Here is a 20,509-nt window from a genome sequence, read left to right as displayed (position 1 = left end):
GCATGGACGAGGACTACGCACGAAAGCTCCGAGCCTGGCTGCGAGCCGAACCGGGAGCAACGCCCCGCCGAGCCGAAGAGGAGCGCGAATGGCTGCGAGAGGTACCGGCCCCGGCAACCGGCGACCACCACGCGGAGGTGGGTGACGCGGCGAGCGAAAGCTGGTCGGTGCGCGGACAGCTGCCCGATACCGAGGAAGAGTGGGTGTGCCCGGTGATCATGCTGCCGGTTCCACGCTCGTCGAAGGAGAACGGCTGCCGCCTGAGCGGTCCCGCCGACCGGCGACGACGCACCGATGCGGCGGATCATCCGGCCACCCCGGCGGCGGAGCCGCGCCCCATGAGTGAAGCCGAGGCTCGGAGCCGCTGGAACCACCCCAGCAACTGGCACCGTCGCCGCCGGGAGGCGCAGGGAACCGAAGAGCCCGGGAGCCGCTGAATGGGCTGGAACAACCCGCCCGTCCGCTGGAAGGACCTCGCCCGCACCCTCGCCGGCGGGGTGCCTCCCGGCGACCACGGTGACAGCCCCGCCTGGGGCCGCAAGCGCGAGGCCTACCAGCGGCCACAGAACCTCCCCACCCGGCGCAACGACGACGGCGGCGAAACCGTCCGCGTCCCCTACGCGGAGCTGCACTGCCACTCCAACTTCAGCTTCCTCGACGGCGCCAGCCATCCCGAAGAGCTCGTCGAAGAAGCCGCACGCCTGCAGCTCGACGCCATCGCGCTCACCGACCACGACGGCATGTACGGCGTCGTCCGCTTCGCCGAGGCCGCGCGGGAACTGGGCGTCAACACCGTCTTCGGCACCGAACTGAGCTTCGGCCTCCAGGGCCCGCAGAACGGCGTCGCCGACCCCGAAGGCGAGCACCTCCTGCTGCTCGCCCGCGGCGACCAGGGCTACCGGGCTCTCTGCCGCGCCATCACCGCCGGCCAGATCCACGAGAGCGCCGAGAAGGGCAAGCCCAGCTACGACCTCGGTGCGGTCGCCGAGGAGGTCGCCGGGCAGTGCGTGGTGCTGACGGGCTGCCGCAAAGGCGCGGTGCGCTCCGCACTCGTCACGCACGGCCCGGCGGCCGCCGCGGAGAAACTGAAGGAACTGAGAGACCGGTTCGGCCAGGACAACGTCTACGTCGAGCTCACCGACCACCGCCAGCCGCTCGACAGCACCCACAACGACGTCCTGACGAAGCTCGCCGGCGAACTGGGCCTCCCGACCGTGGCCACCACCGCCGCGCACTACGCCCGTCCGGAACGTGCCCCGCTCGCCGACGCGCTCGCCGCCATCCGCGCCCGTCGCGGGATCGACGAGCTGGAAGGCTGGCTGCCCGCCGCCGGGACGGCGTTCCTCCGCAGCGGCGCCGAAATGGACGTCCTGTTCCGGCGCTACCCCGGCGCCGTCCGCCGCAGTGCGTTGCTGGGCATGGAATGCGCCTTCCCGCTCAAGCTGATCGCCCCGAAGCTGCCGCCCTTCGACGTCCCCGACGGCCACACCGAAGCGACCTACCTGCGCGAGCTGACGAAAAAGGGCGCAGAGGAGCGTTTCGGCGGCAAGGAACACGAAGAAAAGGCCAACGAGCAGATCCAGCACGAGCTGGAAATCATCGAGCAGCTCGGCTTCCCCGGGTACTTCCTGATCGTCTGGGACATCGTCAAGTTCTGCAACGACCACAACATCCTCTGCCAGGGCCGGGGTTCGGCCGCGAATTCGGCCGTCTGCTACGCGCTCGGCATCACGAAGGTCGACTCGGTGGCCAACAAGCTGCTCTTCGAGCGCTTCCTCGCCCCGGACCGCGACGGCTACCCGGACATCGACCTCGACATCGAGTCCGACCGCCGCGAGGAGGCCATCCAGTACGTCTTCGAGAAGCACGGGCGTCTGCGGACCGCCCAGGTCGCGAACGTGATCACCTACCGCGCCCGGTCCGCCGTCCGCGACGCCGCGCGAGCACTGGGCTACTCGCCGGGGCAGCAGGACGCCTGGAGCAAGCAGATCGACCGCTGGGGATCGTTGCGCAGCACCGAAAAGGACCACGACCACGACATCCCGGACGAGGTCGTGCAGCTCGCGTTCGCGCTCGAGGACTTCCCTCGGCACCTGGGCATCCACTCCGGCGGGATGGTCATGTGCCACGAACCGGTGAGCCAGGTCGTGCCGGTCGAGTGGGCGCGGATGGAGAACCGCAGCGTCATCCAGTGGGAGAAGGAGGACTGCGCCGCCGCCGGGCTCGTCAAGTTCGACCTGCTCGGCCTCGGCATGCTCTCGGCCCTGCACTACATGCTCGACCTCGTCGAGGAGCACAAGGGCGAGAAGATCGACCTCGCCGAGCTGGACCTCACGGACCAGAACATCTACGGCATGCTCTGCCGCGCCGACGCGATCGGCGTGTTCCAGGTCGAAAGCCGCGCGCAGCTGGCCACCTTGCCGCGCCTCAAGCCCGACAAGTTCTACGACCTCGCCGTCGAGGTCGCGCTGATCCGGCCCGGCCCGATCCAGGGCGGTTCGGTGCACCCGTACATCCGCCGCAAGCAGGGCATCGAGGAGTGGGACTACGACCACCCGCTGCTGGCGACGGCCCTGGAGAAGACCCTCGGCGTGCCGCTGTTCCAGGAGCAGATGATGCAGATCGCCTTGGACGTCGCCGACTTCACGGCGGCGGAGGCCGACCAACTGCGGCACGCGATGGGCTCGAAGCGCTCGGACCGGAAGATGGACCGGTTGCGTCAGCGGTTCCTCGAAGGCGCCGCCGCGAACGGTGTCGAAGACGAGCTGGCGCAGAAGATCTTCTTGAAGCTCAAGGCTTTCGCGAACTTCGGCTTCCCGGAGAGCCACGCGCTGAGCTTCGCGCACCTGGTGTTTTCCAGTGCCTACTTCAAGTTCTACCACCCGGACGCGTTCCTGGCGGGCCTGCTGCGCGCTCAGCCGATGGGGTTCTACTCACCGCAGTCGCTGGTCGCGGACGCCCGGCGGCACGGCGTCACCGTGCACGGCCCGGACATCAACCGCAGCCTGCCGCACGCGACGCTGGAGCCGGGCGGCGGCAAGTACCACGACGTCCGCACCGGGCTGAGCACCGTCCGGATGATCGGCGAGGACGTCGCGAAGCGGATCGTCACCGAACGACAGGCGAACGGCGACTTCACCGACATGGCCGACGTCGCCCGCCGCGTCCGGCTGAAGACCCCGCAGATCGAGGCGCTCGCCACGGCCGGCGCGTTCGCCGGGTTCGGCGGCGACCGCCGTCAGGCGCTGTGGACCGCGGGTGCCGTCGCCGGGGAACGCCCGGAGAAGCTGCCGGGCCTGGTCGGCGGGTCGGCGCCGACGCTGCCCGGGATGGACGGCATCGACCTCGCGGCGGCGGACGTCTGGGCCACCGGGGTATCGCCGGACAGCTACCCGACCCAGTTCATCCGCGACCGCCTCGACGCGCTCGGCGTCGTCCCGGCGAACGGCCTCGCCGACCTCGACGACGGCGTGCGCGTGCTGGTCGGCGGCGCCGTCACGCACCGGCAGCGCCCGGCGACCGCGGGCGGCGTCACCTTCCTCAACATCGAGGACGAGACGGGGATGGTCAACGTGATCTGCACGCTCGGCCTGTGGCAGCGCTACCACCGCGTCGCGCGCGCGAGCCCGGCGCTGCTGATCCGCGGGGTGGTGGAGAAGGCCGACGGCGTGGTCAGCGTGCTCGCCGACCGCGTCGAGGCACTGCCGATGCGGATCAAGGCGAAGTCGCGGGACTTCCGGTGAGCGGGCGCCGGACGATCGTGACGATCTCCGGGCTGTCGCCGGTCACGGGGGTGCGGTCCCAGTAGCCGTACTGCTCGTCGACGACCAGCCCGGCGTCCTCGATGAAGCCGGCCAGGGAGGGGATGTCGAGGAAGCGCAACGTGCTTTCGCTGTACTGCGGCGCGTCCCACTGAGGGCTTTCGTACGTCGTCGTGAAGCTGACGTAGCCGTTCTCGAAGGGCCCGGCGTCGTTCCACGACCGCACCTCACCGGCCTCCCAGACGTGCGCGGGCGTCCAGCGTTCCCAGCCGCGGGCGGCGGGATTGCGCGTGTCGAACCCGAACCGGCCACCCGGCTTCAGCGCGCGGTGGATCGCCGAGAACGCCGTGCGGAGTTCGTCGTCGGTCAGGAGCGCCTGGAACGCGTGCCCGGTCATCACCGCGAAATCGAACTCGCTTTCCCAAGTGGCGGTCGACAAATCGCCGTGCACCCACTCGACGTCGTCCCGGCGGCGGGCCTGGATGAGCATGCCCTCGGCGGGGTCGAGGCCGACGAGCCGTCCCGCGTGGCCGGACTCGCGCGCCCAGTGCAGCAGCGAACCGGTGCCGCAGCCGACGTCGAGCACCGACTCCGCGGCCATGATCATCGGCAGGTAGAACGCGAAGTCGCCGCTGCTCTCGCGCGGGTTCATCGTGTCGTAGAGCGAGGCGAGGTAGGGATCGACGTAGTCGTGGTCGGGCACGGCGCCACCGTAGTGAGCGGGCCGGGGAAGATCACCCGGTTTTCGGCGCGAGGCCCAGCAGCTCCGGGTGGGCGGCCAGCTCCCGCCAGTACGCGCCGGGGTCCGGGAGCAGCCGCCGCCGGTCGAGGTCCAGCAGCCCCGACACCGACGACACCGAGGCGACGAGCGTCCCGTCCGGCGCGTGGAACTCCTGCTCGACCCGCGAGGTCTTGCCTTCGCCGTAACGGAATTCGCAGCTGACGGAGACCTCGCTGCCCGGGACGAGCTCGCGGTGGAACCGCACGGTCGTCTCCAGGTTGACCGGACCGATCCGGCGCGCGGTCAGCTCGGCGGGGTCGATGCCGGCGGCCCGCACGCACACCCAGCGCGCGTGGTCGGCGTAGGCGAGGTAGGCCGGGCCGCGGACGTGGCCGTTGACGTCGAGGTCGTCAGCGCGTACCGCGATGGTGACTCGGAACATGCCGGCGATCGTGGCGCACGGGCGGGGCGGGCGTCTGGAACTTTTCGGCCACCCGCACGAGCGCGGCCGGGGAGGAACCGGACAGGCGACGGCATTCGCGGCCGAGGTGCGACTGGTCGGCGTACCCGAGTTCGGCGGCGGCGCGCGCCAGCGACGTCCGCCCGGCGACCAGGGGCTCGAGGAGGCGCAGGAACCGCTGGAACCGCCGGACGCGGTGCAGCTGCTTGGGTCCGGCGCCGACGGCGTGGACGAGGTGCCGTCGCAACGCGCGTTCGCTGATCCCCACGGCGACGTCGGACGTCCGCGTGGCCGCGCCGAGCGCCCGGACGGCGGCCAGCACCCGCCGGTCCGGCGTCGCACTCCGGCGAGCGACGAGCGTTTCGAGGATTCCGCGCTGGGCTTCGGAATCTGCGGCAGCGAGGGCTTCTTCGGCGCGACGGGCGTCGGCACCCCAGAGGTCGCTCAGCCGGGTCGCGCCCGCGGGCAGCTCCGGCATCGACGTGCCGAGCACGGCGGCCGCGGCCCCGCACCGCAGCCGCACGCCGACTCGCGACGCGTCGGCGGGCACCCACAGCCGCAGGGGAGCGCCGACGGTGACGACCACCGTGAGTGCGTCGCCGTCCCAGACGAGGTCCGCGCAGCCGTCCGGGAGCACGCGCAGCGGCCGCGCCCAGCCCGTTTGCCCGTGCCAGCCGCAAGCCAGGACGCCGGCCAAAGCGGCGGGCGGCGCGACTTCGCGGTACACCGACCGCGCCGCCAGCGGCCGCAGCGGAACTCCCATGAGCCCAGTATGCAGCGGTCAGGAACTGTTCTATTTCGACCTTATCGTCGGGGCCACACCGACCGAGGAGGAAACATGGTTCCCGCCGGCTACACGACGGTCACCCCGTGGATCATCGGCCACGACACCGCCGGCCTGCTCGAATTCCTGAGGCGCGCCTTCGACGCCGAGGAGCTCGGCCGCGTCGCCGGCGAAGACGGGAAGATCGGCCACGCGGAGGTCCGCATCGGCGATGCCGTCGTGATGGCGTTCGACTCGCCGGACGACTGGGCGGACACCCCGGCCTTCCTGCGGCTTTACGTGCCGGACAGCGAAGAAACCCAGCGGCGCGCGATCGCGGCGGGCGCGACCGAAGTGACGCGCCAGACGGTGTTGTTCTTCGGCGACCGCGTCGGCCGCGTGCGGGATCCCTTCGGAAACCTGTGGTGGATCCAGACCCGCCTGGAGGACCTGGACGAAGCCGAGATGGCGCGCCGCGCGCAGCTGCCCGAGTACGTCGAGGCCATGAACTACGTCCAGGGTGCGAAGCTCTAGCCGGACGCGGGTGTGGCACCCTGGGGCCGTGCTGGAGACGGGGGAGGACTACCGCGAAGCGGTGTTGTCCGGGCAGTGGTGGGAAAAGCGCCGGTTCACCGGGTGCGACTTCACCGGGGCGGACCTGAGCGGGCTGCGCACGCGTGGCTGCACCTTCGACGACTGCGTGTTCGGCCGGGCCGACCTCTCACGCTCGCGGCACGACGCGTCCGCGTTCCGGTCGTGCACCTTCGACCGCTCGGTGCTGGTCGAAAGCCGCTGGACGTCGTGCTCGCTGCTCGGCTCGTCGTTCGCCGAGTGCGGGTTCGGCGGCATCGCCCTCACCGAGTGCGACCTCTCGCTGGCATCGCTCGCGAAAGCGCGGCTGCGCAAGCTGGGCCTGTCCGGGCTGCGGCTGCGCGAAGCCAACCTGACCGAGGCCGACCTCACCGGCGCCGACCTGCGCGGGAGCGACCTGACCGGCGCCCGCCTCCAGGCCGCGAAGCTCGACGGCGCGGACCTGCGCGGCGCGCGCCTCGACGCGAACGCCCTGGTCCAGGCGAACCTGCGGGGCGCCGAAGTGGACGTCGAGACGGCCATCGCCTTCGCCGCCGCCCACGGGCTCGTCATCCGCTGAAACCACGAAGGCCCCGGCAGCGCCGGGGCCTTCGAAGAAGCTCAGTCGATCGGGGGTTCGCCCGGGTCGAGCTCGATCAGGTCGCCCTCGGCGACCAGCTCCTCGATCGACGCCGGGAGCAGGTACGCCGACCCACCGCCCGGCTGGTTGAACCACGGGATCGCGACGCCGGCCAGCGCCTCGAGCGGCCGTTGCACGCGGTAGACGTGGTACGGCCGGTTCACCCACTCGGGCACCAGGGACCGCTCGGCGAACGGCGTGCCCGCGGCGTACGTCAGGTTGCCGGTCGGGCCGCCGAAGCGGTCCAGCTCACTGCCCGCGGGTAGCTCGCGCAGCTCCTTGCCGCGGAACAGCGTCAGCGGCGGCTCACCGGCCATCGGCCCGATCGGCCACTGCTGCTGAGCACCGCCGCCACCGCCGTTGACGGCCGGGCGGGCCGGCTCCTCACGACGTGGCGGGGCGGGCGGCGCACCGAGCGGAGCCCCGACGGGCGGGGCACCCGGCGGCACCGGGGACGCCAGGACGGTCGGTGTCGACGGCGGTTCGCGCCGGGGCGGCGCGGGGGCCGCGGGCGGCGGCCCGGCCTGCTGCTGGGCGAGCGGCGGCGGCCCGGCCGGGACCGGCACGGGCTGACGCGGCGGCGTCGGCGGGGCCGGGGGCTCGTCGTCCTCCAGGTCGCCGAACAGCTCCTCGGCGCTCGTGAACGCCGTCTGCTCCTGGGCGGGCACCGGCGGCTCCGGCTTGCGGACCGGGTACGACCCGGTCGCGACCTCCGGCGACAGCGTCGCGACGACCCGCTGAGGCGCCGGTTCCGGCTCGGGCTCGGGCTCCGGTTCGGGCTCCGGTTCCGGCTCGGGCACGTGGCCCTCCGGGTGGAGCAGCAGCTTGCCGAGCATGAACGCGGCCGCGTCCTCGGCGTCACCGAAGACCGCGGGGTTGCTGAGCTTGCCGTCGTACCAGCCGACGCGCCAGCCGTCGTCGACCTGCTCGACGCTCCACCCGTGCTCGGCGGGCTCGCCCAGCTTGTAGCCGCTCTCGGGCACCTCGAGCTCGTCCAGCTTGGCCTGCAGGCCGGCGAGCACGGGGTGGTCCGGGGTCTCGCGGCGCAGCGCGCGGCGGCCCGAGCGGGGCTGCTCGGGAGCCGGTGCGGGGACGGCCGGCCGCGGCGGCATCGTCGGCTCGGGCACCGGCAGCACGCCCGGCACCTCCGACTGCGTGATCATGGTCGGCGGACCAGGGTCGAACGCGGGCTGCTCCGGCGGCTGGAACGACTCCTCGTCCTGGCGGGCCCGGCCCGGCAAGGCGTCGGCCGCGGACTCGGCCTCGTCCGGCTGGAACGCGGCGTGCGCCGGCTCGTCGTCGCGATGGGTGCCGGCGTCGAACGCGGGGTGCTCGTCGTCCTCGTGGTGGGAAGCGGGCTCCGGCTCCGGCTCGTCGCCGAACCGGCCCGGGGCGTGGGCGCCGTCGCGAGGCTCCTCCCCGTGCCCGATCGGCTGGTCGGGCACGTACTCCGCGGTCTCTTCGAGGTCGGGCACCCGGCCCGGCTCCGGCGAAGTGCCGTTCGCGCCGGCGGCGTGCTCGGGGTGCTCGTACTCGTCCTCGCCGTAGGAGTCCTCCTCGGCGAAGCGGTCGTCGAACTCCTGGTCGTCGTAGCCCTCTTCGGCGAACTCCGCGTCTTCGGCGTACGCGTGCTCCTCGGCCGGGGCCTCCGGCTCGGGGGCGTGCGCCGCGGCCGGCGGCGCTTCCACGGGTGCGGGCGGCTCCTGGTGCTGCGGGGCCGGCGGGACCGGCACCGCCGGCGCGACCATGGTCGGCGGCGGGCCCGCGGGTGCCTGCTGGGGCGGCGGCCCCTGCGGCGGCGGTCCGGGCGGCGGGCCCTGCGGCGGCGGGCCGCCCGGGCGCTGCTGCTGCGGGGGCGGCTGGTTGCCGCGGGTCAGGTACGCGCCGGCGGCCTGCAGCGTCGGCTCGTCGACCGGCGGCAGCGAGAAGCCGACCGCGCGCACGTGCTCGACCAGGTCCGACTCGGGCGAAACGCCGTACTTGCGCAGGTAGAAGTTGACCGCGGCGGGCCAGATCCACTGCCCGTCGCTGTGGAAGGCGACCGGCACGGTGGCCTCGGGCGTCGCGGCCAGGCGGTCGATGTCGTACCCGCGCTCGGTGACGACCAGCGGCGCGTGGTCGAGGTACTCCAGCAGCCGGTCCTGCTCCTCGACCTCGAGGTCGGGGCGGTTGATCACCGGGCGGCCGGCGGGGCCGATCGTGTCGAAGATCCGCGCGATCCGGAAGTGCGGCCCCGGCTGCTCCGGGCCGAGCCCGGACATCCGCCGGATCAGCCACTCGGGCACGTTGTCCTCGGTGCGCGGGAACATCCGCAGCTCGTCCGAGTAGGCCTGCGGCGGCGGCGCGAGGTTCCACACCGGCTCGTCGCGGTTGTACTCGAGGTTGTAGCTGGACGGGTGGTCGAGCTGGTAGCGCGCGTTGAACCACGTGCCGCGGCCGTCGCGGTACATGCCGCCGCGCAACCGCCCGAAGAGGGTCGCGATGTCGTGGGTGGCGAGCCACTCGTGCACCGTGCCGTCTTCGGTGACGATCTCGCCGGTCAGCTCGTGGTACCTCCCGACGGCTCGGTATTCCGCCGAGACCTTGCGCCAGTCGCGCGGGGCGGCACGGAGCAGGGCAAGGCCGATCTGCTTGACCAGGGTGTCCTGCTCGGTCGCGTTCAGCTGCGTCGTCGGTTGTGCCACGGGGACATTTTGACTGTTCGCGCGCGCGAGTGCACCCCGCATGTGGGTTTTGCCGCTCGGCGACCCGGTGGCACACGGTCTGACCTCGGGTGATGCGAGGTGCGGTAGATCACAGCTTGATCGCGGCCAGCGTCGCGAGTGGACCGTGCGGGGGTGACGATCACTCTACGGGCTGCGACCACGCGCGCCTGGAAGCGACGCGCGGGGGTCGCTTTGCCAGAATGGGCGTCGTGACGGCGAAGATTCTCGACGGCAAGGCCACCAAGAACGCCATTTTCGCGGAGCTCGAGCCGCGCGTCGCGGCGCTGGCCACGAAGGGGGTGACGCCGGGCCTGGGCACCGTCCTGGTCGGCGACGACCCGGGGTCGCATTCCTACGTGCGGATGAAGCACGCCGACAGCGCGAAGATCGGGATCAACTCGATCCGCCGGGACCTGCCCGCGGACATCTCGCAGGACAAGCTCGAAGCCGTCATCGACGAGCTGAACGCCGACCCGGCGTGCCACGGCTACCTCGTCCAGCTGCCGCTGCCGAAGCACCTCGACGCGAACCGCGTCCTCGAGCGCATCGACCCGGAGAAGGACGCCGACGGCCTCGCGCCGGTCAGCCTCGGCCGCCTGGTGCTGGGCCAGCGGGGCGCGCTGCCGTGCACGCCGTACGGGATCATCGAGCTGCTCAAGCGCCACGGCGTCGAGCTGAACGGCGCGCGCGTCACGGTCGTCGGCCGCGGGATCACCGTCGGCCGGACGCTGGGCCTGCTGCTGACCCGCCGCAGCGAGAACGCCACCGTCACCCTCTGCCACACCGGCACCCGCGACCTCGCCGCCGAGGTCCGCCGGGCCGACATCGTGGTCGCCGCGGCCGGTGTGCCCGGGATCATCACGCCGGACATGGTCGCCCCGGGCGCCGCGGTGCTCGATGTCGGCGTGTCCCACGTGGACGGCAAGCTCACCGGCGATGTTCACCCGGACGTGGCCGAGGTGGCCGGCTGGATCTCGCCGAACCCGGGCGGGGTCGGGCCGATGACCCGGGCGATGCTCGTCAGCAACGTGGTCGAAGCGGCCGAGCGCTCGGTCCAAGGCTGATGACGATGACCGAAGACCGGCGGGACGTGCACGACCGCCGGGGCGGACGGGCCAGGTTCACGCAGCTCCCGTTCGCGGCGGTGCTGCTGGTGGCGGCCGTCGCGGCGCTGCGGATCGTCCAGTACCACTGGCGCGAGGGCGCGGCGCTGATCGGCGCCGCGCTCCTGCTCGCCGGGGTGCTGCGGGCGGTGCTGCCGACGGAGCGGGCCGGGCTGCTCGCGATCCGCGGCAAGGTCGTCGACATCGTGACGTACGTCGGGCTCGCGGCCGCCGTGCTCTACGTGGCCCTGACGATCATCGGCGGCCCGCTCGCCTCCTCCTGAACGCCGAAAAGCGCCACTTCCCGGGGAAAGTGGCGCTTTTCAGGCCGGTCAGGACGCCATCGCGAGTTCGCGGTGACGTTCGGCGCGCGCTTCGCGGCGGTCCAGGGTGCCGGAGACGATCGCCAGCGACAGCCCGAAGACGGCCAGGAGCGCGCCGACCCAGTTGGGGGCGACCAGGCCGAGGCCGCCCGCGATCACGAGCCCGCCGAGGTACGCCCCGATCGAGTTCGCGATGTTGAACGCGGACTGGACGGCGGCCGACACCAGGGACGGAGTGCCGCCCGCCTTCTCCATGATCCGCGCCTGCATCATCGGGCCGATCATGAACCCGGCGACACCGACGAAGAAGATCGTGATCGCCGCGCCGACCTTGCCCTGCGCGGTGATCGTGAAGATGCCCAGCACGCACGCCAGCGCCAGCAGCGCGGCGTACAGGCCCGGCATCAGCGCGCGGTCGGCCAGGCGGCCGCCGAGCAGGTTGCCGATCGTCATGCCGACCCCGGCCAGCGACAGCAGCAGGGTGACGTTCGACGGCGAGTAGCCGGCGACGTCGGTCAGCATCGGCGTGATGTAGGACAGGCAAGCGAACACGCCGCCGAGTCCGAAGGTGACGATCGCCAGCGCCAGGTGCACCTGCGGCCGCTTGAACGCACCGAGCTCGGTGCGCAGCGAGGCCTCCGCGGGCCGGCCCTGGTGGGGCACCAGCTTCGCGATGGCCGCGGCGGCGACCAGGCCGATCACGGCGACGACGCCGAACGTGGCGCGCCAGCCGACCCGCTGGCCCAGCAGCGTGCCCAGCGGCACGCCGATGACGTTGGCCAGGGTCAGGCCCAGGAACATCATCGACACGGCCTTGGCGCGCTGGCCCGGCCCGACGAGGCTGGAGGCGACGACGGCGCCGGCACCGAAGAACGCGCCGTGGGGCAGGCCGGCCAGGAACCGGAACGCGACCCCGAACTCCTGGTTCGGGGAGAGCGCGAAGAGGGCGTTGCCCAGGGTGAACAGGCCCATCATGGCCAGCAGCATGGTCTTGCGCGGCAGCCGGACGGCGACCGCGGTGAGCAGCGGGGCGCCGACGACGACGCCGAGGGCGTAGGCGGAGATGAGGTAGCCGGCGGTCGGGATGTCGACGCCGAACTCGGCGGCCGCCTGGGGCAGCACGCCCATCATGACGAACTCGGTGGTCCCGATGCCGAAGGCTCCGATGGCGAGCGCGAGCAGCGCGACGGGCACGGCACTCCTTCCCAGATGAGAAATCGATTACTTGGCCGTCTCAGTCACAGGTACTGGATCGGTTCAGTTTGTGGACGAAAAAGAAGACAGCCATGCGGCCCCAGCGCCGTGGGCTGTCCTACGCACAGTCCAACAAGCGGAGGGGGTCGTTGTCATCCCGATAGCGCGTGACGATCCACACCGTAACGGCGTGATCAGCGCGGAGCGGCCAGAACGCCGGTCAGCAGGCCCGGGAACAGGGCGTCGAGGTCGTTGCGGCGCAACGCGTTGAACCGGGTCGTCCCCTCCTGGCGGCCGGCCACGACGCCGGCCTGGCGCAGGATGCTCAGGTGGTGGGTGAGTGTGGACTTGGTCACCGGCACGGTCAGCCCGCCGCACGCGATCTCGTGGTCCGCGGCCGCGAGCTGGCGCACGATCGCCAGGCGCACCGGGTCCGCGAGAGCGCGGAGCACGCCTTCGACGGTGATCTCGTCCGTCGTCGGGTGGACGATCGGCGGCAGCGTGACGGTCTTGGCCATGAGCCCATTGTACGACGCCGATCGAAATTGTCGGAGCGGCGTAGTACGGTGATGGTCGAACTACGACGTTCGTCGAACCAATCACCCGCCCGCTTGGGGGACCCACCCATGTCCGCACCCTCGCCCTCGAGGATCTCGGTGCTGGCCTTCGGCGCGTTCGGCGTCGGGACCAGCGGCTACATCGTCGCCGGGCTGCTGCCGGCGCTGACCGGCGAGCTGCACGTGTCGGCCACCGCCGCGGCGCAGCTCGTCACGGCTTTCGCCATCGCGTACGCGGTCGGCTCGCCGATCTTCGCCGCCGTCACCGGCACCTGGGAGCGCCGGGCGCTGCTGGTCGCCGCGCTCGTCGTCACCGCCGCCGGCAACCTGTTCGCGGCACTCGCACCCGGCTACGGCACGCTCCTGCTGGCCCGGGTGGTGACCGCGGTCGGCGCCGCGGTGTTCACCCCGGCGGCGAGTGCGGTCGCGGCCGAGCTGAGCAGCCCGGAACGCCGGGGCCGCGCGGTCGCGCTGGTGTTCGGCGGCCTGACCGTCGCGCTCATCTTCGGCGTCCCGCTGGGCAGCCTCATTTCGCAGCACCTCGGCTACCGGACGGCGTTCGCGCTGGTCGCGGCGTTCTCGCTGGCGAGCGCGCTGGCCGTGCGGGTGGCGCTGCCGTCGGTCGCCGCGCCGCCGAAGGTGAGCCTGGCCGAGCGGTTCGCCGCGGGCCGCGACCCGCGCGTGCTCGTCATGCTGGCCGTGACGGTGCTCGGCTGCCTCGCCGCGTTCATGGTCTACACGTTCGTGTCACCGCTGCTGGCCGCGACCGCGGGCGTCCACGGCACGGCGGTCACGGTGCTGCTCTTCTGCTACGGCGTCGGCGGCGCGGTCGGCAACTTCGCCGCCGGCCGGGCGACCGACCGCTGGGGTTCGCGCACGCCGCTGCTGGTCGTGACGGCCGCGATCACCGTCGTGCTGGCGCTGCTGCCGATCGCGACGACGACGCCGATCGTGGCGGGTGTCGCGCTGTTCGTGTGGGGCGTGGCGACGTGGTCGTTCAGCCCGCCGGTGCAGCACCGCCTGATCGAGCTGGCCCCGGGCCACGCGGGTCTGGTGCTGTCGCTCAACGCGTCGGCGATCTACCTCGGCGTGGGGCTGTCCGGCGTGGTCGGCGGAGCGGTCCTCGACTCCGCCGGGCCGCTGCTGCTCCCGGAGGTCGCGGCGGCGCTGACCCTGGTGGCGCTGGTGCTCGTCGGCACCGCGTGGGGCCGGGTCCGCGGACGTCGTGAAGAGGTCGCCGTGGGTTAGTCGGCGTGGGCCTGGACTTCGCAGTCCGGCCCGGGGAAGACGAGCGCCTCGTGTCCGTCGGCGAACCGCACCAGGTAGGGCGGGGCGCCGTCGGGCCCGCGGACTTCGAGGATCTCGCCGCGCTGCTCGGCCGACCCGACGGTACGGCCGTGTACCTGGATTTCGTCTCCCATTCCGGCGTGCATGGCCTTCACCTCCGGGTCCAGGGTAGGAGCGCAACTCGTTCGACGGTCCCGGCGAACGGGTTAGACTCCGGGCATGACCAACGAAATCGGAGGCGCCGCGCCTCGGCGCCGGTGAGCCCCGCTGTCCGGGTCCGCACGCCCCGCGAGCTGCGGAAGTCCCGGCGGAGCAAGGCGCATTCCTGTTGGGGTCACCTGGTGGCCGCCCCGCTCTGGCCGTTGCACGGCGCGAACCTCGGCACGCTCCTGCGCACCTGCGACGCGGTGGGCGCGTGCCTCGCGGTGCCGCGGTTCCCCTGGGTACCGGAGGCGCTGCGCCGCGGCAACACGTTGCGGCGCCCGGCATGCGTGCACTGGGTGCACGACCCGCCGGGCTGGCTGGCCCGCGAACGGGCCGCGGGCACGCGCGTGGTCGGCGTCGAGCTGGCGGAGGAAGCGGTGCGCCTGGCCGACCTTCCCGCCGCCCGCGGCCGCACGATCGCCGTGCTCGGCCACGAGCAGACCGGCATCCCGCCGGAGGCGCTCGATTTGCTGGACACCGTCGTCGAAATCCCGATGGTGGGGACCGGCGCGAGCCTCAACGTCGCCGTCGCGGGAAGCCTGGTCCTGTACAAACTCGCCGGCCTGCTGTGAGGGTCCACTGTGGACGAATCAGTACGGCCCGCGGTCGCCGGGCCCGCTGCGCGTCGGGGTGCGCTAGCTCGACGCGGCGGCGGCCTTGGCGGCCTTCTTGAACGCCCGGACCTGGGCGAGCGTCTCGGCGCTCGTGACGTCGGCGATCGACCGGCGCGAGCCGCGGTCGCCGTACGCGCCCGCTGCCTCGCGCCAGCCCTTCGGCTGGATGCCGCGCTGCTTGCCCAGCAGGGCCAGGAAGATCTTCGCCTTCTGCTCGCCGAACCCCGGCAGCGCCCGCAGCCGCTTCAGGACTTCGGGGCCGTCGGGCTTCGGGCGGCCGTCGAGCCAGAGCCCCTCGGTCCGGCCGTCGTAGTTCTCGATGATGTGCTCCGCGAGCGCGTGCACGCGGCGGGCCATCGAACCGCCGTAGCGGTGGATGGCCGGCGGCACGACACACATCTCGACGAACGTCTCGACGTCGGTCGCGGCGATCTTCGCCAGCGCGAAGCCGTCCATCCGGTCGGCGATCTTCCGCGGGCCGGCGAACGCGTGCTCCATCGGGAACTGCTGGTCGAGGAGCATGCCGACGAGCAGGGCGAACGGGTCGTCGTTGAGCAGCTTGTCGGCGGCCGGGTCGCCGGTCAGGTGCAGTTCGCGCAGCATGCGGTCATCTTGACACAACCGGCCGGTGGGTCAACGAGCCTTCGAGTACCGCGACGGCGTCGTGCCCAGGTACCGCTTGAAGTGCCGGGTCAGGTGGGCCTGATCGGTGAACCCGGCCGTCACGGCGACCTCCGCGGCGGGAGCGCCGTCGAGCAGGAGCCGGCGCGCGTGGTCGACGCGGCGGCCCGTCAGGTAGCGGTGCGGTGGCAGGCCGAACCGCGCGCCGAAGCAGCGGACGAGGTGCGCCGGGTGCGCGCCGAGCGTCTCGCCCGCTTCGGCGAGCGTCACGGCTTCGGGCAGGCGAGCGTCGAGGAGGTCCCGCAGGTCGTCCGCGAGCCCCTGCTTCGGCGGGTGCGTCTCCGTCCGGCCCAGGTGGGTGCGCAGCCGCTCGGCGACGAGCGCGAGCCGGCTTTCCGCCTCGAGTGCGTCGCCCGGCTCGGCCAGCGACGCGTGCAGCTGGTGGATCCGGGTGCGCAGCAGGCCGTCGGCGACGCTCGGCTGGTCGACCGCCGCGCCGACGAGGTCCTCGCCCAGCACCGACGTGTCCAGGTAGAGCACGCGCTTGCGGAAGCCGTGGCTGGTCGCGGCGCGCCCGTCGTGCGCGACGTTCGGCGGCAGCAGCGTCACCGCCGTCCCGAGCGCGCCGTGGTGGTGGCGGTCGAGGTCGTAGCGGATGACGCCGTCGTCGACGATCAGCAGCGTCCACGTGTCGTGCGTGTGCAACGGGTAGGCGTGCGTGATGAAGTGGGCGTGGAAGACCTCGGCGATCCCCGGGACCGCCGGCCGCCAAGCTTCCACGTGGGCCATGTCAAGAACGTACAAGACGCGGGCGTGGCCGGCGGACGAGTCTTCGTGCATGACTTCCTTCGACACGAAGATCGCCGTCCTGCTGCGCGACGACCTGGCGTCCTGGCAGCGGCTGAACGTCACCGCGTTCCTGGTGAGTGGGATCGCCCACGTGACGCCGGAGCTGATGGGCGAGCCCTACGCGGACGCCGACGGCACGGAGTACCTGCCGATGTTCGGCCAGCCGGTGATGGTGTTCTCGGGCAGCGCGGACGTCCTGACCGCGGCGCACACCCGCGCGCTGGGTCGCGGGCTGCGGTTCTCGATCTTCACCGACGAGCTGTTCCACACGGGCAATGACGTCGACAACCGGGCGGCGGTCCGCGCGGTGCCGGGGGAGAAGCTCGCGCTGGCCGGGCTCGCGGTGCACGGCCCGAAGAACGCGGTGGACAAGATCCTCAAGGGCGCTTCATTGCACCGTTGAGACCTATCCCCGGGCCCGGTCGCGCTGCCAGCATGATCGTGATGCCGCACCAGGCGGCCTCGGGATGGGGAGGTTCCGTGAATTCGTTTCGTCGTGCCTGCGTGATCTTTGCGGCGGCGTCCGGGCTGGGCTTGACGCTCGTGCCGATCGCGTCGGCGGACCCGGTGCGGACGGTGGACTACACCTCGGACGATGGCGCTTGGCCGATGCAGGGCAGCGCCCACTACGCGGCACCGGATGCCGAGATCGCGACGTGGAACCACGACGGCAGGCTGACGATCGACGTCGACGCGGGATTCGAGTACCTGCGCATCGAGCTGAGCGCCCCGGCGGGCGAGTCCCTGCACCCGGGGACCTACACGGGCGCGCGCTACCGAAGCCCGAGCGACCCGGCGTCGACGACCCCGGGCATCTCAGTGGTCACGGGCGGCTTCGGCTGCGGCGACGACTACGCGGACTTCACGATCGACCGCCTCGACGCGACCGGCGTGGACCTGACGTTCGTCCAGCGTTGCGGCAGCCCGGACGGCCCGGCCACCCGCGGCGAGGTCCATTTCACGGCCTGAGCCGCTCGACGGGCGGCAGCGTCCCGGCGGTCACCCAGGCGGCCCAGTCGGCGGGCCGGTCCCGGCGCTGGAGGAACCAGCAGTCGGGATCGGTGGGCGTGCCCGCGTCACTGCCCAGCATGCGCCAAACCACGTCGGGGCCGAGCGTCGATACCTCGGCGATTTCGAAGGTGCAAGCGTTTGCGGAAGGCTCGGGCGCTCAGCTCGAAGACCTCGACCACGGAAACCTCGCCCGGCAGCCGCCGGTACTCCGTGTAGGCCTCCAGCCGCAGGGAAACCCGGCCGCCGTCCGCGGTGACCCAGTCCGCGGGCCGGTCCCGGCGCTGGAGAAACCAGCCGTCGGGATCGGCGGGCGTGCCCGCGTCACTGCCCAGCATGCGCCAAACCACGCCGGGCGCTCCAGGTTCACGGGGCCGTCGCGTGCACCAGGAAGACGCTCCGCACCCGGTCGCCGCCGTCGACCGTGAACGTCCGGGCCGAGACGTCCCGGAACCCCGCCGACGAGGCCAGGGCCGCGGCCCCGGTTTCGTCGAGCGGGAACGACAAGTCCGCCGGCACGAACGCCGCGAAGGGGCCGGAAGGCTTGAACCGCGCCCCCGAAACCACCGAAAACGCCAGCCGTCCGCCCGGCCGGAGCACCCGCAGCCAGTCGGCGAACGCGACCGCGCCCAGGAAGTGCAGCGAGGACGAGCACAGCACGACGTCGGCCGAACCGTCGTCCGCGGGCATCGGCACCGCCGGCCCGACCTGCCAGGTGATCACCCCGGCAGGATCGAGCGAAGCGGCCTTCGCCGCGGCTTGAGCCACCATCGCCGGCGAGAGATCGACGGCCAGCACGCGAGAAGGCTTCAGCCGCAAAGCCGCGTACGCCGCGAACCCCGTGCCGGTGGCGACGTCCAGCACGAGCCCCGGCCCGGCCGGCAGCGGCGCGACCAGCGCGTCCGCCACCTGGGCGTGGAAGGTGTCTTCGTCGTAGTTCTCGGCCGTGCCGTCGAACAGCGCTGCCCGCGATGCGTGGTCCACGGACCCAACCTAGTCCGGCGGACCAGCGATTTTCAGCGGACGGCGACCGGCGAAGCCCAGGTCGGTGCGGTGGTACCAGCCCAGCTCGCGATCACCCTCGAGCCAGCACAGCAGCACGTCGACGCCGTCGAGCTCGGCCGGGAAGTCGACCAGCAGCGGCGCGAACCCCTTGAGCTCGGCGCCGGTGCGCTGGACCGTCGTCATGAGGTCGTCGAGCCGGGCCTGCGCGGCCTTCCACTCGGGCAGCCCGCCCAGCTCGGTGGCGCGCCCGCCGGGCCGCAGCGACGCCGCGAGCTCGGCCGCGTCGGCCCGCACGCGCACCAGTTCGTCGAGGACCGGCCGCAGCTTCGCCAGTTCGTCGCAGGCTTCGGCGACGGTGAACAAACCCATCGGCCGATGATCCCACCGGCGCGGTTCAGGCCTCCCGGCGCCGCCGCACCAGCGCGTTGGCCAGCCCGCTGCCGACGAGCAGGAACCCCACGCCGAGCAGGCCGCCGATGAAGAGGAAGTCCATGACGCCGTACGCGATGTCGCTCTTCGGCATCAGGTTCACCAGCCGGAAGCCCCAGTCGGGCACGGCCATCGCCGCGACGCCGGGCAGCACGCCGTAGAGCAGCCCGCCGAGGATCGGGCCGACCGCCGACAGCGCGCCGAGCGACGCGACGACCAGCAGCAGGATCGCCCCGCCGGCCAGCAGCGCGATGCCCTGCGGGTCGCGGTTGGTGCTCAGCGTCGCCTGGATCAGCTGCTGCTGGCGCAGCCCGCCCCAGCTCAGCAGGCCCAGCGCGACCGGCGTGAGCAGGAGCCCGCCCAGCGCGCTGACGAAGTGGGCGACGCCGCGGCGCGGCCGCTCGTCGAGCACGTCAGCGGTGTTTTCGGGGTCTTCGTAGTCCTCGTACTCGTCTTCGTACTCGGCGTACCGATGGGTCGACATGGCCGTCACCTCCCGCATGATGAGTTCACGGATCGCATCGTGCCTTGGTTCACCCCTCCACGCGACGATCGCTCGGCGAACGGTCGAATCGGGCGAACGGCGGCACCCGCCCGGTGACTACCACCACAAACAGGCGGGGGAGACTTGATACCGGCCACTACTGGAACCATCCAGGACGGTCAAGCAGTACGCTTGTACCGCTACCGGCGAAGACTTATCGAAGTAACGCGAAGATCCGCGGAAGGAGCACCGCTGCTCATGGCCAAGATCAAGGTCCAGGGCACCGTCGTCGAACTCGACGGCGATGAGATGACCCGCATCATCTGGCAGTTCATCAAGGACAAGCTGATCCACCCGTACCTGGACGTGAACCTGGACTACTACGACCTGGGCATCGAGGAGCGGGACCGCACCGACGACCAGGTCACGATCGACGCCGCGAACGCGATCAAGAAGCACGGCGTCGGCGTCAAGTGCGCCACGATCACCCCGGACGAGGCGCGCGTCGAAGAGTTCGGCCTCAAGAAGATGTGGCTGTCCCCGAACGGGACGATCCGCAACATCCTCGGCGGCGTGATCTTCCGCGAGCCGATCGTCATCCAGAACATCCCGCGGCTGGTGCCGACGTGGACGAAGCCGATCATCATCGGCCGTCACGCCCACGGCGACCAGTACAAGGCGACCAACTTCAAGGTCCCCGGCCCGGGCACGCTGACCATCAGCTACACCCCGGACGACGGCTCCGAGCCGATGGAGTTCGAGGTCGCGAAGTTCCCCGAGGGCGGCGGCGTCGCCATGGGGATGTACAACTTCAAGAAGTCCATCGAGGACTTCGCGCGCGCTTCGCTCCAGTACGGCCTCGACCGCGGCCTGCCGGTCTACCTCTCCACCAAGAACACCATCCTCAAGGCCTACGACGGCCAGTTCAAGGACGTGTTCGAGGAGATCTTCCAGGCCGAGTTCAAGGCCGAGTTCGACGCCAAGGGCATCTCCTACGAGCACCGCCTGATCGACGACATGGTCGCGGCGGCGATGAAGTGGGAGGGCGGCTACGTCTGGGCGTGCAAGAACTACGACGGTGACGTCCAGTCCGACACGGTCGCGCAGGGCTTCGGCTCGCTCCGACGACGAAGCCGCCTTCGGCCTCGGTGGTCGCGCTCCGGATCCCGCTGCCCGCCCGCACGGTCGCCATCAGCTCCCGCACCGCCGCC

25 protein-coding genes are annotated in these 20,509 nt (G+C 71.9%); 11 read left to right on the top strand and 14 right to left on the bottom strand.

Going from position 1 to position 20,509, the window contains the following annotated elements; translation table 11 throughout:
- Positions 1–2 precede the first annotated feature (2 nt).
- Together ABZ342_RS31345 and ABZ342_RS31340 are read left to right on the top strand one after the other, a co-directional pair.
- Positions 3–437 (top strand): hypothetical protein, encoded by a 435-nt coding sequence (locus ABZ342_RS31345; protein WP_360480550.1) that lies wholly within the window; start codon positions 3–5, stop codon positions 435–437.
- Positions 438–3,743 carry an error-prone DNA polymerase gene (locus ABZ342_RS31340; protein WP_360480547.1) on the top strand — a complete coding sequence of 1,102 codons (3,306 nt, stop codon included), beginning with the start codon at positions 438–440 and terminating at the stop codon, positions 3,741–3,743.
- On the opposite strand, the gene ABZ342_RS31335 is transcribed toward ABZ342_RS31340, so the two are convergent.
- Genes ABZ342_RS31335 through ABZ342_RS31325 form a run of 3 tightly spaced genes read right to left on the bottom strand, consistent with a single transcriptional unit; the run spans position 3,715 to position 5,705 of the window.
- Entirely contained in the window at positions 3,715–4,464 is a 750-nt protein-coding gene (locus ABZ342_RS31335) for a methyltransferase domain-containing protein (RefSeq protein WP_360480544.1), read from the bottom strand. The two genes, ABZ342_RS31340 and ABZ342_RS31335, sit on opposite strands and share 29 nt — an antisense overlap.
- A gap of 31 nt (positions 4,465–4,495) precedes the next feature.
- The gene (locus ABZ342_RS31330; RefSeq protein ID WP_360480541.1) at positions 4,496–4,924 is read right to left on the bottom strand and encodes an acyl-CoA thioesterase; all 429 of its coding nucleotides are present in this window, start codon (positions 4,922–4,924) and stop codon (positions 4,496–4,498) included.
- A complete protein-coding gene (locus ABZ342_RS31325; protein ID WP_360480538.1) occupies positions 4,893–5,705 on the bottom strand; it encodes a helix-turn-helix domain-containing protein in 813 nt (270 codons plus the stop codon). Before ABZ342_RS31325 ends, ABZ342_RS31330 begins: the two co-directional genes overlap by 32 nt.
- Before the next feature lie 75 nt (positions 5,706–5,780).
- Between ABZ342_RS31325 and ABZ342_RS31320 the strand changes: the two genes are divergently transcribed.
- Complete coding sequence (locus ABZ342_RS31320; protein WP_360480535.1) at positions 5,781–6,239, top strand: VOC family protein; 459 nt, start codon at positions 5,781–5,783, stop codon at positions 6,237–6,239.
- A 28-nt stretch (positions 6,240–6,267) separates the two neighbouring features.
- A complete protein-coding gene (locus tag ABZ342_RS31315; protein WP_155548971.1) occupies positions 6,268–6,855 on the top strand; it encodes a pentapeptide repeat-containing protein in 588 nt (195 codons plus the stop codon).
- Between the two features lie 41 nt (positions 6,856–6,896).
- Here ABZ342_RS31315 and ABZ342_RS31310 read toward each other — a convergent pair whose 3' ends face one another.
- Positions 6,897–9,641 (bottom strand): glycohydrolase toxin TNT-related protein, encoded by a 2,745-nt coding sequence (locus ABZ342_RS31310; protein ID WP_360480531.1) that lies wholly within the window; start codon positions 9,639–9,641, stop codon positions 6,897–6,899.
- A gap of 188 nt (positions 9,642–9,829) precedes the next feature.
- Between ABZ342_RS31310 and ABZ342_RS31305 the strand changes: the two genes are divergently transcribed.
- Both ABZ342_RS31305 and ABZ342_RS31300 read left to right on the top strand, forming a co-directional pair.
- Positions 9,830–10,684, top strand: a complete 855-nt coding sequence (locus tag ABZ342_RS31305) for a bifunctional methylenetetrahydrofolate dehydrogenase/methenyltetrahydrofolate cyclohydrolase (protein ID WP_360480528.1) — start codon at positions 9,830–9,832, stop codon at positions 10,682–10,684.
- Complete coding sequence (locus ABZ342_RS31300) at positions 10,684–11,007, top strand: DUF3017 domain-containing protein (RefSeq protein ID WP_155548974.1); 324 nt, start codon at positions 10,684–10,686, stop codon at positions 11,005–11,007. Before ABZ342_RS31305 ends, ABZ342_RS31300 begins: the two co-directional genes overlap by 1 nt.
- A gap of 48 nt (positions 11,008–11,055) precedes the next feature.
- On the opposite strand, the gene ABZ342_RS31295 is transcribed toward ABZ342_RS31300, so the two are convergent.
- Both ABZ342_RS31295 and ABZ342_RS31290 read right to left on the bottom strand, forming a co-directional pair.
- Complete coding sequence (locus ABZ342_RS31295) at positions 11,056–12,240, bottom strand: MFS transporter (protein WP_155548975.1); 1,185 nt, start codon at positions 12,238–12,240, stop codon at positions 11,056–11,058.
- Positions 12,241–12,434: 194 nt separating this feature from the next.
- Positions 12,435–12,758: a metalloregulator ArsR/SmtB family transcription factor gene (locus ABZ342_RS31290; protein ID WP_155548976.1), complete on the bottom strand. Its 324-nt coding sequence runs from the start codon at positions 12,756–12,758 to the stop codon at positions 12,435–12,437.
- A 108-nt stretch (positions 12,759–12,866) separates the two neighbouring features.
- Here ABZ342_RS31290 and ABZ342_RS31285 point away from each other — a divergent pair, with 108 nt between their 5' ends.
- Positions 12,867–14,045 (top strand): MFS transporter, encoded by a 1,179-nt coding sequence (locus ABZ342_RS31285; protein WP_360480523.1) that lies wholly within the window; start codon positions 12,867–12,869, stop codon positions 14,043–14,045.
- On the opposite strand, the gene ABZ342_RS31280 is transcribed toward ABZ342_RS31285, so the two are convergent.
- Positions 14,042–14,230: a DUF1918 domain-containing protein gene (locus ABZ342_RS31280; protein WP_360480520.1), complete on the bottom strand. Its 189-nt coding sequence runs from the start codon at positions 14,228–14,230 to the stop codon at positions 14,042–14,044. The genes ABZ342_RS31285 and ABZ342_RS31280 overlap by 4 nt on opposite strands.
- Before the next feature lie 195 nt (positions 14,231–14,425).
- Here ABZ342_RS31280 and ABZ342_RS31275 point away from each other — a divergent pair, with 195 nt between their 5' ends.
- Positions 14,426–14,860, top strand: coding sequence for a TrmH family RNA methyltransferase (locus ABZ342_RS31275; protein WP_284745510.1), 435 nt, complete (start codon positions 14,426–14,428; stop codon positions 14,858–14,860).
- A gap of 63 nt (positions 14,861–14,923) precedes the next feature.
- Here the strand turns inward: ABZ342_RS31275 and ABZ342_RS31270 are convergent, their stop codons facing one another.
- Together ABZ342_RS31270 and ABZ342_RS31265 are read right to left on the bottom strand one after the other, a co-directional pair.
- Complete coding sequence (locus tag ABZ342_RS31270) at positions 14,924–15,505, bottom strand: HhH-GPD-type base excision DNA repair protein (protein ID WP_360480516.1); 582 nt, start codon at positions 15,503–15,505, stop codon at positions 14,924–14,926.
- Between the two features lie 30 nt (positions 15,506–15,535).
- Positions 15,536–16,312, bottom strand: coding sequence for an AraC family transcriptional regulator (locus ABZ342_RS31265; RefSeq protein ID WP_360480513.1), 777 nt, complete (start codon positions 16,310–16,312; stop codon positions 15,536–15,538).
- A gap of 49 nt (positions 16,313–16,361) precedes the next feature.
- Between ABZ342_RS31265 and ABZ342_RS31260 the strand changes: the two genes are divergently transcribed.
- Positions 16,362–16,775, top strand: coding sequence for a DUF2000 domain-containing protein (locus tag ABZ342_RS31260; protein WP_360480511.1), 414 nt, complete (start codon positions 16,362–16,364; stop codon positions 16,773–16,775).
- A gap of 101 nt (positions 16,776–16,876) precedes the next feature.
- Complete coding sequence (locus tag ABZ342_RS31255) at positions 16,877–17,341, top strand: hypothetical protein (protein WP_360480509.1); 465 nt, start codon at positions 16,877–16,879, stop codon at positions 17,339–17,341.
- On the opposite strand, the gene ABZ342_RS31250 is transcribed toward ABZ342_RS31255, so the two are convergent.
- The 5 genes from ABZ342_RS31250 to ABZ342_RS31230 are packed head-to-tail and all read right to left on the bottom strand — an operon-like array spanning position 17,331 to position 19,298.
- Complete coding sequence (locus ABZ342_RS31250; protein WP_360480507.1) at positions 17,331–17,462, bottom strand: hypothetical protein; 132 nt, start codon at positions 17,460–17,462, stop codon at positions 17,331–17,333. The two genes, ABZ342_RS31255 and ABZ342_RS31250, sit on opposite strands and share 11 nt — an antisense overlap.
- On the bottom strand, positions 17,449–17,718 hold the full coding sequence (locus ABZ342_RS31245) for a hypothetical protein (RefSeq protein ID WP_360480504.1): 270 nt from the start codon (positions 17,716–17,718) through the stop codon (positions 17,449–17,451). The genes ABZ342_RS31250 and ABZ342_RS31245 overlap by 14 nt, the downstream gene beginning before the upstream one ends.
- Before the next feature lie 28 nt (positions 17,719–17,746).
- The gene (locus tag ABZ342_RS31240; protein ID WP_360480501.1) at positions 17,747–18,364 is read right to left on the bottom strand and encodes a class I SAM-dependent methyltransferase; all 618 of its coding nucleotides are present in this window, start codon (positions 18,362–18,364) and stop codon (positions 17,747–17,749) included.
- Positions 18,365–18,373: 9 nt separating this feature from the next.
- Entirely contained in the window at positions 18,374–18,754 is a 381-nt protein-coding gene (locus tag ABZ342_RS31235) for a DUF2203 domain-containing protein (RefSeq protein ID WP_155548984.1), read from the bottom strand.
- A gap of 25 nt (positions 18,755–18,779) precedes the next feature.
- Positions 18,780–19,298 carry a hypothetical protein gene (locus tag ABZ342_RS31230; protein WP_360480498.1) on the bottom strand — a complete coding sequence of 173 codons (519 nt, stop codon included), beginning with the start codon at positions 19,296–19,298 and terminating at the stop codon, positions 18,780–18,782.
- A gap of 258 nt (positions 19,299–19,556) precedes the next feature.
- Between ABZ342_RS31230 and ABZ342_RS31225 the strand changes: the two genes are divergently transcribed.
- Positions 19,557–20,509 (top strand): NADP-dependent isocitrate dehydrogenase (locus ABZ342_RS31225; RefSeq protein ID WP_360480495.1); only part of this gene is annotated, 953 nt, incomplete at its 3' end.

Source organism: Amycolatopsis sp. NPDC005961, assembly GCF_040629235.1.
Classification (GTDB): Bacteria; Actinomycetota; Actinomycetes; order Mycobacteriales; family Pseudonocardiaceae; genus Amycolatopsis; species Amycolatopsis camponoti.
This window is presented reverse-complemented; position numbering and strand designations above follow the sequence as displayed.

Bases quoted from the DNA above. Each gene is read 5' to 3' on its own strand.
- ABZ342_RS31345 (WP_360480550.1), top strand. From the start codon at position 3: ATGGACGAGGACTACGCACGAAAGCTCCGAGCCTGGCTGCGAGCCGAA.
- ABZ342_RS31340 (WP_360480547.1), top strand. From the start codon at position 438: ATGGGCTGGAACAACCCGCCCGTCCGCTGGAAGGACCTCGCCCGCACC.
- ABZ342_RS31330 (WP_360480541.1), bottom strand. From the start codon at position 4,924: ATGTTCCGAGTCACCATCGCGGTACGCGCTGACGACCTCGACGTCAAC.
- ABZ342_RS31325 (WP_360480538.1), bottom strand. From the start codon at position 5,705: ATGGGAGTTCCGCTGCGGCCGCTGGCGGCGCGGTCGGTGTACCGCGAA.
- ABZ342_RS31320 (WP_360480535.1), top strand. From the start codon at position 5,781: ATGGTTCCCGCCGGCTACACGACGGTCACCCCGTGGATCATCGGCCAC.
- ABZ342_RS31310 (WP_360480531.1), bottom strand. From the start codon at position 9,641: ATGCGGGGTGCACTCGCGCGCGCGAACAGTCAAAATGTCCCCGTGGCA.
- ABZ342_RS31300 (WP_155548974.1), top strand. From the start codon at position 10,684: ATGACGATGACCGAAGACCGGCGGGACGTGCACGACCGCCGGGGCGGA.
- ABZ342_RS31290 (WP_155548976.1), bottom strand. From the start codon at position 12,758: ATGGCCAAGACCGTCACGCTGCCGCCGATCGTCCACCCGACGACGGAC.
- ABZ342_RS31285 (WP_360480523.1), top strand. From the start codon at position 12,867: ATGTCCGCACCCTCGCCCTCGAGGATCTCGGTGCTGGCCTTCGGCGCG.
- ABZ342_RS31280 (WP_360480520.1), bottom strand. From the start codon at position 14,230: ATGCACGCCGGAATGGGAGACGAAATCCAGGTACACGGCCGTACCGTC.
- ABZ342_RS31270 (WP_360480516.1), bottom strand. From the start codon at position 15,505: ATGCTGCGCGAACTGCACCTGACCGGCGACCCGGCCGCCGACAAGCTG.
- ABZ342_RS31265 (WP_360480513.1), bottom strand. From the start codon at position 16,312: ATGGCCCACGTGGAAGCTTGGCGGCCGGCGGTCCCGGGGATCGCCGAG.
- ABZ342_RS31260 (WP_360480511.1), top strand. From the start codon at position 16,362: ATGACTTCCTTCGACACGAAGATCGCCGTCCTGCTGCGCGACGACCTG.
- ABZ342_RS31250 (WP_360480507.1), bottom strand. From the start codon at position 17,462: ATGCTGGGCAGTGACGCGGGCACGCCCACCGATCCCGACTGCTGGTTC.
- ABZ342_RS31245 (WP_360480504.1), bottom strand. From the start codon at position 17,718: ATGCTGGGCAGTGACGCGGGCACGCCCGCCGATCCCGACGGCTGGTTT.
- ABZ342_RS31235 (WP_155548984.1), bottom strand. From the start codon at position 18,754: ATGGGTTTGTTCACCGTCGCCGAAGCCTGCGACGAACTGGCGAAGCTG.
- ABZ342_RS31230 (WP_360480498.1), bottom strand. From the start codon at position 19,298: ATGTCGACCCATCGGTACGCCGAGTACGAAGACGAGTACGAGGACTAC.